Source organism: Phenylobacterium sp. (assembly GCF_031412415.1).
Lineage (GTDB): Bacteria > Pseudomonadota > Alphaproteobacteria > Caulobacterales > Caulobacteraceae > Phenylobacterium.
Genome location: NZ_JANOCX010000362.1, coordinates 1 through 11154, shown reverse-complemented (window position 1 = coordinate 11154; position 11154 = coordinate 1). Strand labels below are relative to the sequence as shown.

Here is an 11154-nt window from a genome sequence, read left to right as displayed (position 1 = left end):
CTGGACGCCAACGCGTTCCATCAGATCGCCCCCGCCGTCCAGCACGAACGCCTCGGGCAGGGCGAGGCTGGCCCACAGCGCGAAAGGCTCCAGGCCCAGGCGACGGCTCAGAAAAAGCGTCATGACCGTGCCGTGGCTCGCCACGAGCGTCGCAGGCCCCGCGAGCCGTTCGAGGGCGGCGGCGAAGCGGTCATGGGCGTCGTCGAGGCTCTCGCCATCAAACCGACGCTCGGCGGGATGGGCGAACCAGTCCGCCATGATGGCGTGGAAGACATCGCGCTCGCCGTAACGCAGACCAGGCCGGCGGTGCTCGGCGAGATCGGCGTCGACCTCGACGGAGAGGCCCAGCGGCTCGGCGATGATCCGGGCGGTCTCGAGGGCCTTGGGTTCAGGGCTGGCGACAGCGGCCTGCGGAGCATAGGCGGCCAGCCGGGCCCCCAGGCGCCGCGCGTCGGCGCGGCCAGCTTGGGAGAGACGCCATTCCGGATTGGGCCGATCTTCCCGGATATCCGGGATCGAATGCCGGACCAGGATCAGGCCGGCCGGCCGATGCGCTTGATTTCCCATTCCAGCTCGAGCCCCAGCTTGGCCTTCACGTCGGCCCGCACGGCCTCGCCCAGGCCTTCCAGATCGGCCGCGGTCGCCTCGCCCGTGTTGATCAGGAAGTTGGCGTGCAGAGGCGAGAACATCGCCCCGCCATAGGCCTTGCCGCGCCAGCCGGCGGCGTCGACAAGCTTCCAGGACGAATGACCGGGCGGGTTCTTGAAGGTCGAGCCCCCAGTCTTCTCTCGGATCGGCTGAGTGGTCTCGCGCCGGGCGGTGATCTCGTCCATGCGCGCGGCGATGGCGATGGGATCGTCCGGGTGTCCCTCGAACAGAGCGCCCGTGAAGATCAGGCCGCCTTCCGCGGCCTTGGCGGACTTGCGATAGGTGAAACCCATCTGATCGTTCGTGAAGGTCATCCGCTCGCCGCCCCGCGTCACCGCATAGGCCTCGACCAGCACGTCCTTGGTCTCCGATCCGTAGCAGCCCGCGTTCATGACGGTCGCCCCGCCGACGGAGCCCGGCACCCCCCGATAGAACTCCAGTCCCGCGATCCCCGCCTTGCCCGCCTCACGCGCCAGTACGGCGTCCAGAGCCGCGGCGCCTGCGAAGATCCGACCGTCGCCTCGCGGCTCCACCGTTCCGAACGCCTTGCCCAGCCGGATCACCACGCCGTCGACGCCGCCGTCGCGGACCAGAGTGTTGGACCCCACGCCGATGGGCGTCACGGGAACTTCGGCATCGAGGCCCTTCAGGAACGTGACCAAGTCGTCCTCGTCCTGCGGCAGGAAGATCACATCGGCTGGACCGCCCACCCGGAACCAGGTGAAGGGCGCCAGCGGCTCATCCCTCAGGATGCGGCCGCGAACCGCCGGCAGACGATCGCGCCAGCTCACCTGGCCAGGGCCTCGAGCTGGGCCGGCAGTGCGTAGGCCCAGGTGGTGATATCCCCAGCGCCCAGGCAGACCACCAGGTCGCCGTCCTTGGCTTCCTCGGCGATCAGGCGCGGCAGGTCGGTGGGGCTCGCCAAGGGCAAGGCCCGTCGATGGCCGAAGCGGCGCAGGCCCTCGACCAGCGCGTCGCGGTCGAAACCCTCGATAGGCGCCTCGCCGGCCGTGTAGACGTCGGCGACGATCACCGTGTCGGCGTCGTTGAAGCAGCCGCAAAACTCGGCGAACAGATCTCGCAGGCGGGAATAGCGATGGGGCTGCACCACCGCGATCACCCGGCCGCCGGTCACGGCGCGCGCCGCCTTCAGCACCGATGAAATCTCCACCGGGTGATGGCCGTAGTCGTCGATCACCCGCACGCCGTTCGCCACGCCCGTGGTGGTGAAGCGCCGCTTCACGCCGCCGAACCCGGCCAGGCCCTTGCGGATGTCTTCCCCCGAGACGCCCAGTTCGCGGGCCACCGCGATGGCGCCCAGCGCGTTCAGCACATTGTGCTGGCCCGCCATCGGCAGCCGCAGGTCGTCCAGGCGGGTCACCTCGCCGCCCTTCGGCGCGAAGACCGCGTCGAAGCGCGAGCCGTCCGGGCCCATGGTGATCTTCTCGGCGCGGACGTCGGCTTGCGGGTTGGTCCCGTAGGCGATCAGCCGACGGTTCACAACTCGGGCGGCCATGGCCTGGACCTCGGGATGATCGGTGCAGACCGCGGCGAAACCGTAGAAGGGCACGCCCTCGACAAAGGTCTGGAAGGCCTTCTTCACGGCCTCGAAGTCGCCGTAGAAATCCAGGTGCTCGGGGTCGATGTTGGTGACGATGCCGCAGGTGGATTTCAGCTTCAGGAAGGTGCCGTCGCTCTCGTCGGCCTCGACGACCATCCAGTCGCCCTCCCCCACCTTGGCGTTGGCGCCGTAGGCGTTGATGATGCCGCCGTTGATCACCGTCGGATCGAGGCCACCGGCGTCCAGCAGCGCGGCCACCATCGAGGTGGTCGTGGTCTTGCCATGGGTGCCGGCGATGGCGACCGAGAACTGGTGGCGGGTCAGCTCGCCCAGCATCTCGCCGCGATGGACCAGGGGCAGGCGCTTCTCGCGGGCGGCGACCAGCTCGGGGTTGTCGGCCTTGATGGCGGTCGAATAGACGATGGCCGAGGCCCCATCGACATTGCTGGCGTCCTGGCCGATGAACACCTTGACGCCCAGCCTCTCCAACCGCTCGGTGTTGGCGCTGGCCTTGGCGTCGGAGCCCTGCACCGTATAGCCGATGCGCAGCATGATCTCGGCGATGCCGCTCATGCCGATCCCGCCGATACCGACGAAGTGGACAGGGCCTACGGCGAAGGGGACGGGTCGCTTGTTCATCGGTTCGCGGCGGTTTTCTCGACGAGGTCGGCCAGCCGTTCGGCGGCGTCCGGCTTGGCGATGGAGCGCGCGCCGGCGGCCATGCGCGCCAGGCGCTCAGGGTTGGTCAAAAGCTTCTCCAGGGCCGTGGCCATGACGTCGACGGTGAGCTGGCTTTCGCGGCAGATCTCCGCGCCGCCGGCCTCGGCCATCACCCGGGCGTTCTGGCCCTGGTCGTCGTCCAGCGCGATGGCCAGCGGGATCAGGATGGCGGGCTTCCCGGCCACGGCGAACTCACAGACCGTGCCCGCGCCCGAGCGGCCGATCACCAGGTGCGCGTCGCGCAGCCGGCTGGCCATGTCGCGGAAGAACGGCGCGATCTCGGCGATCACCAGCGCGTCCGCATAGGTCTCGCGCGCGATATCCATGGACTCGGGTCGAGTCTGCTGCTGCACCGTCAGCCGCTGGCGCAGGCTCTCGGGCAGCTTGGCGATGGCGGCGGGCATGAGCTCGGACAGCAGTCGCGCGCCCTGGCTGCCGCCGGTGATCAGGATGCGGATCGGCCCGTCGGCAGTGGGCGGCTCATAGGGAACCGAGGCCAGGGCCTGGATCTCCGGCCGCACCGGATTGCCCACCACCACGGCGTTCTTGGCGATCTTCTCCGGCGCCTTCTGCAGGACCGGGAAGGCGCAGGCGACCGCGCGCACGTGGCTGACCAGCTGGCGATTGGCCCGGCCCATCACCGAGTTCTGCTCGTGCATCACCGTCGCTCGGCCCTGGGTGATCCCAGCCAGCAGACCCGGCACCGACGGATAGCCGCCGAAGCCCACCACCACGTCCGGATCGATCCGCTTGAAGGCCTTGCGCGCCTGCATGACGCCGCGAAGGATCGACACGCCGGCCAGCGCCATGCTCACCGGATCGCGCGGCTTGTAGGTGCGGGCCGACAGGCCGATGCGCTCCTCGGCCGGGAAACTCTCGGCGAAGGCGGCGACGCGCTCATCGCTGGCCAGCACAATCCGCCAGCCGCGCGCGATCAGCGCCTCGGCCAGGGCCTGGGCGGGAAACAGGTGGCCTCCGGTGCCTCCGGCGGCGACGACAGCGATCTTTCCCATGGCCAGCGTTTAGGCGAAGGCGCCGGCCTTGGCGAGACCCTCGGTCTGGGAATAGGCGCCCGGTCTGCGGCGGGTAAGCGCCAAGGCCATGCCCAGCGTCAGGCTGATCGCCATGATCGACGAGCCGCCGCTGGAGATGAACGGCAAGGTCATGCCCTTGGTCGGGATCAGGTTGAGGTTCACCGCCACATTGATGAAGGCCTGCTGCCCCACCAGCACGAACAGGCCCGCCGCCGCCACCTGCTCGAAGGGGTCCGACAACTTCATCGACTTGTAGAGCCCGCGCACGACGATGAAGGCGAACACGGAGATCAGCAGTAGGGAGAAGATCAGCCCGTATTCCTCGGCCGCCACCGAATAGATGAAGTCCGTATGGGCGTCCGGGATGTTCTTTTTCAACACGCCTTCACCCGGACCGCGCCCAAACAGGCCGCCGCCGGCGATCGCCTCGGCCGCCCGATCGACCTGGAAGGTGTCGGCCCGCTCGGGGCTCAGGAACCGGTCGACCCGGCTGGCCACGTGCGGGAACAGGAAATAGGTCGACGACAGCCCCACCGCGGCCACGCCGCCCAGCAGCATCACCCAGGAGAGCGGCACGCCGGCCATCCAGAAGGCCGCGCCGAAGGCTACGGTGATCAGCACGGTCTGGCCCACATCGGGCTGGACCAGCAGCAGGCCCACGGAGAGGAAGTAGAGCGCGAAGGCGATGGATACGCCGGGCACGCCCTGCCCCTTCTGGCCCTCGGAAAACATCCAGGAGACCAGCACGATTAGGGCGGGCTTCATGAACTCCGACGGCTGCAGCGTGAACCCCGCCAGGCTGATCCACCGCGTAGCGCCCTTGGCGGTATGCCCCATGAACGGCAGCGCGATCATGATGGCTATGGCGATCAGGTAGATGAAGAAGGCCGCCCGCCGGACCCCTCGCCCGTCCAGCATCGAGACGGCGATCAGGATGGTCGCGCCGGCCACGGCGAAGACGCACTGGCGCACCGCGAAATGGAACGGATCACCGATGTTCAGCCGCGCCGCGGCCGCCGGGCTGGCGGCGAAGGACATCAGCACGCCCACGGCGATCAGGGCCGCCACGGCGCCCAGCATCCAGCGATCAGTGGTCCACCACCACACGCCCATCTGCGACCTGTCGCTGCGGGCGAAGGCGTGAGCTTGGGTGGGTTTCATCGTGGGTCCATCGACGCGCAGGCTCCGAGGTCTGCAGAAGACCTGCCTATGGTTAAATCTTCTTAACCGGCGGTGCGCGGCCTAGGCGCGCGCGCCCTTGGCCGCGGGTTGCCCCAGGCCTATCACCGCGCCGCGGAACGCCTCGCCCCGCGCTTCGAAATCAGCGAACTGGTCAAAGGAGGCGCAGGCGGGCGAGAGCAGGACGATGGCGTCCTGGCCCGTCGCCGCGGCGTCGGCATAGGCCGCGGCGGTCGCCGCCTCGATGGTCCCGCATTCGGCGATCTGGGCCTTACCCTTCAGGGTCTTGGCGAACGCCTGCTGGGCCTCGCCGATCAGGTAGGCCTTCTCGATGCGCGGGAAGAGGTCGACCAGGCTGTCGATACCGCCGGTCTTCGGCTCGCCGCCGGCGATCCAGTAAAACTTGGGATAGCTCGACATCGCCTGCCGGGCGGCGTCGGTGTTGGTGGCCTTGCTGTCGTTGACGAACCGCACGCGGCCCACCTGGCCCACGGTCTCCATCCGATGCGCCAGGCCTGGGAAGGTCATCAGACCCTCGGCGGCCTCCTGCGGCGAGACCCCTAGGCCGCGCACGGCGGCGTAGGCCGCCGCGGCGTTCTGCCAGTTGTGCCGGCCGGGTAGCGAGCGCGCGCGCAGCAGATCGGCGATCTCGGTCGCCCGTTCGCCGGTGGCGTCATAGAGCAGGCCTTGCAGCACATAGGCGCCCCGGCCCATCGCCTTGGAGGCGGAGATCGGCACGATGGTGCGGCGGTTGGCGGCGGTGATCTCGGTGCAGATCCGTTGGCCCCAGGGATCGTCCACCCCGATCACCGCGGTGTCGCCCTTGCCCTGGTTCAGCAGCACCCGGCGCTTGGCGGCCACATAGCCCTCCATGCCGCCATGGCGCTCCAGGTGGTCGGGCGAGATGTTCAGCAGCACCGAGACATCGGGCTTGAGGCTGGAGGTCAGGTCGAGCTGGTAGGAGCTCATCTCCAGCACGTAAACCGCCCCGCCGTGCATGTCCTCCAGGCCCAGCACGCCCACGCCGATATTGCCGCCGATCCGCGTGTCGCGTCCGGCGCTGGCGCAGATGTGGCCAATCAGGGCGGTGGTGGTCGACTTGCCGTTGGTGCCGGTGATGGCGACGATCTTCGGGCGCTTGTGCTCCGGCGCGGCGTTCACGGCCCGGGCGAACAACTCCATGTCGCCGACGATCTCGACACCCTCGGCCTTGGCCCGCTCCACGGTCCAGTGCGGCGCTGGATGGGTCAGGGGCACGCCCGGCGACAGCATGAGGGCGGCGAATTGCGACCAATCGGCGGTGGAGAGGTCGACCAGCGGCAGCCCCAGGGCCTGGGCCGCGGCCCTGCCTTCCGGGCGCTCATCCCACAGAGCCACGTTCGCGCCGCCAGCCAGTAAGGCATGCGCCGCCGCCAAGCCCGTACGAGCCAGGCCGAAAACGGCGACCGTCCTGCCTTCGAAGCCGCGGACCGGGATCATGACCTGTGCGAGCCCTCCCCTACCGCAGTTTCAGGGTGGCCAGTCCGAGGACGGCCAGCATCAGGGAGACGATCCAGAACCGGATCACCACGGTGGATTCCGACCAGCCCAGCTTCTCGAAGTGGTGGTGGATCGGGGCCATCAGGAACACGCGCTTGCCGGTCATCCGGAAGTAGGTGACCTGGATCATCACCGACAGCGTCTCCAGGACGAAGAGGCCGCCGATCAGGCCCAGCACGATCTCATGCTTGGTGGCCACGGCCACGGCGCCGATGCCGCCGCCGAGCGCCAGCGAACCGGTGTCGCCCATGAAGATCTTGGCGGGCGGGGCGTTGTACCAGAGGAAGCCCAGGCCCGCGCCGATCATCGCCCCGCAATAGACCGCCGCCTCGCCCACGCCGGGGACGAAGTGGAGCTGCAGGTACTGGGCGAAGACGTAGTTGCCCACCAGGTAGGCGATCAGGCCGAAGGCGGCGGCGGCGATCATCACGGGCACGGTGGCCAGGCCATCGAGCCCGTCGGTGAAGTTCACCCCATTGGCGCCGCCGACGATGATGAAGGCGCCGAAGGCCAAGTAGAACCAGCCCAGGTCGACTAGAAGCTGTTTGAAGATCGGGAACGCGACCGAAGTCGACAACTCCGGCGCCTCGGGCGGATTGCTGCCGTAGAGAATGATCAGGCTGATGGCGGCGCCGGCGATCAGGAACTCCAGGATCAGCCGCACGCGGCCTGATACGCCTTCGCTGGTCTGCTTGGCGACCTTTGCGTAGTCGTCGAGGAAGCCCAGGGCGCCGTACCCGGTGGTCACCAGCAGGATGGCCCAGACATAGACATTGCTGAGGTCGGCCCACAGCAGGGTTCCGACCAGCAGACCGGCCAGGATCATGACGCCGCCCATGGTCGGCGTGCCGGCCTTCTCGATCACGTGGCGCTCGATGCCCTCCTTGCGGATCGGCTGGCCCTTGCCCTGCTTGATCTGCATGAAGCGGATGAAGCGCGAGCCCAGCAAAACCACGACGAGCTGCGCGGTAAACAGCGCCATACCCGTGCGGAAGGTCAGATATTTCAACAGGTTCAGAGCCGGAATATGCCCGCCGGCCGAGAGCTGCTCATACAGCCAATAGAGCATCAGCCCGCCTCCCCGGAACGGGCGTCGAGCAGCATCAGCGCGGCGGTCACCGCACCGGCTTTCGAGCCGTTCGAACCCTTGACCATCACCAGATCGCCAGGCTCTACGGCCCGGGCGATCAGCGACCCCAGCTCGGCCGCTGTCTCGGCGTAGCCGCCGCGCCGAGTCGGAGGAAGGGTGTCCCACAGCGATTTCATCAGCGGGCCTGCGCAAAACGCCAGATCGACCTGAGCGCTTGCCAGCGGCTGCGCCAACCCGGCGTGGAATGCGGGGCCCTCGGCGCCCAGTTCCAGCATGTCGGTCAGCGCGACGATCCGCCGCCCCGAGGGCTTGCGCGCGCCCAGCGCGGCGAAAGCGGCCGCCATGGAGATAGGGTTGGCGTTGTAGCTCTCGTCGATGAGGGTGAAGGCGCCGCCGGCCACGCGGATTTGGCGTTCCGCCCCGCGACCCGCCAGCGGCTCGAACGCGCCCAAGGCGGCCAGGCCATCGTCCAGGCTGACGTCCAGGGCCTCCAGCATCAGCAACACTGCCATGCTGTTGGGGCCCCAATGGAAGCCGGTCTGCAGGATTGGGAAGTCCAGCGCCTTGCCGTGCAGCCGAGCCTTGATCACCGCTTCGCCGATCTTCGGCTGGAAATCGAGCAGCCGGGCGTCGCAGGCCTCGCCTGCGCCGAAGCTACGGACCTCCGCACCAGCCTTGCGGGCCTCGGCGCTCAGCATCTCAAACCAAGGGTTGTCGGCGTTCAGCACCGCCACGCCGCCGGGCTCGATCCCGGCGAAGATCTCGGCCTTGGCCCGGGCCACACCCACCTCACCGTCCGGGAAGTTCTCCACGTGGACGGGTCCCACGGTGGTGATCGCCACCGCATGGGGTCGAACGAACCGCGACAAGGGCGCGATTTCATCGGCGTGGTTCATGCCGATCTCGAACACGGCGCGCTCGGTGTCGCGGGGCATGCGCGCCAGGGTCAGCGGCACGCCGATGTGGTTGTTGTAGCTCTTGACCGACGAGTGGCCCTTGCCTGCCAGCATCAGCCCGGCCCGGATCGCCTGGGTGACGCTGGTCTTGCCGACCGAGCCGGTGACCGCGCCGCGCTTGGCCCGGGAGGCGCGGATCCGCGCCGCTTCTCCCAGTTTTTCCAACGCCTTGAAGGTGTCTTCTACCATCACGGCCGAGCCGCCAACCGGCAGCGACGCGAGCGATCCGACGGCCCCGGCGGCCAGCGCCTGACCGACGAACTCATGCCCGTCGCGCGCGCCGGCCAGGGCGACGAACAGGTCGCCGTCCTCGATGGAGCGGGTGTCGATGGAGACCCCGTTCACGGCGAAGTCGCCGCCGGTAACCTTACCGCCCACGGCGGCGGCGATCTCAGCGGCGGTCCAAAGCGGTTCAGCCATGGATCGGCTCCAGGGCGGTCGCCACTTCGGCGACGTCATCGAAGTGATGGACGACGCCGGCGATGGTCTGGGTCTGCTCATGGCCCTTGCCAGCCACGACCAGGACGTCGCCCGCCGTCATCAGGGCCACGGCGGCCTGGATGGCCTTGCGGCGGTCCCCGACCTCGCGCGCGCCCGGGGCGCCTGCCAGGACCTGGGCGCGAATATCCGCCGGGTCCTCGCTGCGGGGGTTGTCGTCGGTGACGATGGCGATGTCAGCATTGTTGGCGGCCGCGGCGCCCATCAGGGGACGCTTGGCCTTGTCGCGGTCGCCGCCGGCCCCGAACACCACGATCAGCCGGCCTTGTACGTGGGGCCGCAGGGCCTGCAGCACCGTCTCCAGCCCGTCGGGGGTGTGGGCGTAGTCGACATAGGCCTCGCCGCCGCGCGGGCCGGCTCCGATGTGCTGCAAGCGGCCAGGCGCGCCCTCCAGGGTCTCTAGGGCCGACATCACCAAGGCGGGGTGTTCGCCGGCCGCGATGCAGAGGCCGGCGGCCACCAGCACGTTGGAGGCCTGATAGCCGCCGACCAGCGGCAGTCGAACGTCGTAGACCTGCCCGGCATAAGCGATTTTCAGCGCCTGGCCTTCCGGCGTCGGCGCACGAGCCAACAGGGTCAGCCCTTGCCCCGCCGCGCCCACCGACATCACCGCCTGGCCCGAGGTGATCGCGGCGCTGGCGAAGGCCTCATAGGCGTCGGAGTCGGCGTTCAGCACCGCCGTGGCGCCGCGCGGCAGCAGGCTATTGAAAAGCCGCAGCTTGGCCTCGCGATAGGCGCCCATGGTCCCGTGATAGTCCAGATGATCCTGGGTCAGGTTCAGGAAGCCCGCCGCGGTCAGCTCCGCCCCGTCCAACCGCCGCTGGTCCACGCCATGCGACGAGGCTTCCAGCGCTAAGTGGGTCACGCCCAGCTCGACGAGCTTGGCCATTAGTTCGGCGACGTCGGCCGCGTCCGGCGTTGTCAGACCCGGCGGGGTCAGTTGCACGTCCAGGCCTGGGCCCGTGGCGCGGACTCCCAGGGTGCCCATGCTCGCGGCCTTGCGGCCTGCATGATTGAAGATCTGGCGGCAGAAGGCCGCCACGGAGGTCTTGCCGTTGGTCCCCGTCACCGCCACGACGACGGGCGGCTGCGCGTCCCAGAAGGCGCGGGCGGCCAGCGCATAGGCGCGACGCGGATCGGGCGTCACGATCACGGGAACGCCCAAGCCGGAGATCTCCTCGCCGGAGATCACGGCAGCCGCGCCCGCGGCCACGGCCTTGGCGGCGAATTCGCGGCCGTCGACCGTCGAGCCCGGCAAGGCCGCGAAAAGATAGCCTGGGCGAACCTTGCGGCTGTCGGCGGTGACGCCCTCGATCACCGGATCGGGGCGAACCTCGCGCTTGATCAGGTCTGAGAGGCGCCGACCCATCAGCGTTCGTTCGCCAGGGCCGCGGCGTCCGCCGGGGTCGCGACGGCCACGTCCTCGCGGCGCTCAACGCCCAGGAAGGGGCCGACCCGGTCGATCACCCGACCCGCCGCCGGAGCGGCGGTCCAGCCGCCGGTGGCGAAGCCGTAGGTCTCGGGCGTTCCCTTCGGCTCGTCCATCAGGATCAGCACGAAATAGCGGTCGGCCTCCAGCGGGCCGTCGGTGGGGAACACCGCGGCGAACGACGAGACCAGCGTGGTGCGGGCATAGCGGCCGTTGATCACCTTCTCGGCCGAACCGGTCTTGCCGCCGACCCGCATGCCGGGCGCGTTGGCCTTGCCGCCGGTGCCGCGAACCACATTGACCCGCATCAGGTCAAGCATGGCGCGCGAAGTCTCCTCCGATACAGCCCGCGTCCCCTTGGGCCGGAAGCCCGCCTTCACCGGACGGATTGTCAGGGGCACATAAGTGCCGCCGTTGAGGATCGACCCCATGCCCGCGGCCACCGCCAGCGGCGAGACCGAGATGGCGTGGCCGAACGAGGTTGAGGCCACGTCGTTGTC

At 69.0% G+C, this 11154-nt stretch carries 10 protein-coding genes; all 10 read right to left on the bottom strand.

Annotated elements, in window-relative coordinates; genetic code table 11:
• Window positions 1-567, bottom strand: a 567-nt coding sequence (locus RMO04_RS17285; protein WP_309646010.1) for a histidine phosphatase family protein, incomplete at its 3' end; no start/stop codon positions are given.
• Window positions 534-1439, bottom strand: coding sequence for a UDP-N-acetylmuramate dehydrogenase (gene murB / locus RMO04_RS17280; protein WP_309646009.1), 906 nt, complete (start codon window positions 1437-1439; stop codon window positions 534-536). The genes RMO04_RS17285 and murB, both read right to left, overlap by 34 nt.
• Complete coding sequence (murC, locus tag RMO04_RS17275; RefSeq protein WP_309646008.1) at window positions 1436-2848, bottom strand: UDP-N-acetylmuramate--L-alanine ligase; 1413 nt, start codon at window positions 2846-2848, stop codon at window positions 1436-1438. Before murC ends, murB begins: the two co-directional genes overlap by 4 nt.
• Window positions 2845-3942: an undecaprenyldiphospho-muramoylpentapeptide beta-N-acetylglucosaminyltransferase gene (gene murG, locus RMO04_RS17270; protein WP_309646007.1), complete on the bottom strand. Its 1098-nt coding sequence runs from the start codon at window positions 3940-3942 to the stop codon at window positions 2845-2847. The genes murC and murG overlap by 4 nt, the downstream gene beginning before the upstream one ends.
• Window positions 3943-3951: 9 nt before the next feature.
• Window positions 3952-5124, bottom strand: coding sequence for a putative lipid II flippase FtsW (ftsW, locus tag RMO04_RS17265; protein WP_309646006.1), 1173 nt, complete (start codon window positions 5122-5124; stop codon window positions 3952-3954).
• Window positions 5125-5205: 81 nt separating this feature from the next.
• Window positions 5206-6621 carry a UDP-N-acetylmuramoyl-L-alanine--D-glutamate ligase gene (gene murD, locus RMO04_RS17260; RefSeq protein WP_309646005.1) on the bottom strand — a complete coding sequence of 472 codons (1416 nt, stop codon included), beginning with the start codon at window positions 6619-6621 and terminating at the stop codon, window positions 5206-5208.
• A gap of 19 nt (window positions 6622-6640) precedes the next feature.
• A complete protein-coding gene (gene mraY, locus RMO04_RS17255) occupies window positions 6641-7750 on the bottom strand; it encodes a phospho-N-acetylmuramoyl-pentapeptide-transferase (protein WP_309646004.1) in 1110 nt (369 codons plus the stop codon).
• Window positions 7750-9147, bottom strand: a complete 1398-nt coding sequence (murF, locus tag RMO04_RS17250; protein ID WP_309646003.1) for a UDP-N-acetylmuramoyl-tripeptide--D-alanyl-D-alanine ligase — start codon at window positions 9145-9147, stop codon at window positions 7750-7752. Before murF ends, mraY begins: the two co-directional genes overlap by 1 nt.
• Window positions 9140-10594, bottom strand: a complete 1455-nt coding sequence (locus RMO04_RS17245; protein ID WP_309646002.1) for a UDP-N-acetylmuramoyl-L-alanyl-D-glutamate--2,6-diaminopimelate ligase — start codon at window positions 10592-10594, stop codon at window positions 9140-9142. Before RMO04_RS17245 ends, murF begins: the two co-directional genes overlap by 8 nt.
• The coding region (locus RMO04_RS17240; RefSeq protein WP_309646001.1) for a penicillin-binding transpeptidase domain-containing protein at window positions 10594-11154 on the bottom strand (561 nt) is incomplete at its 5' end. The genes RMO04_RS17245 and RMO04_RS17240, both read right to left, overlap by 1 nt.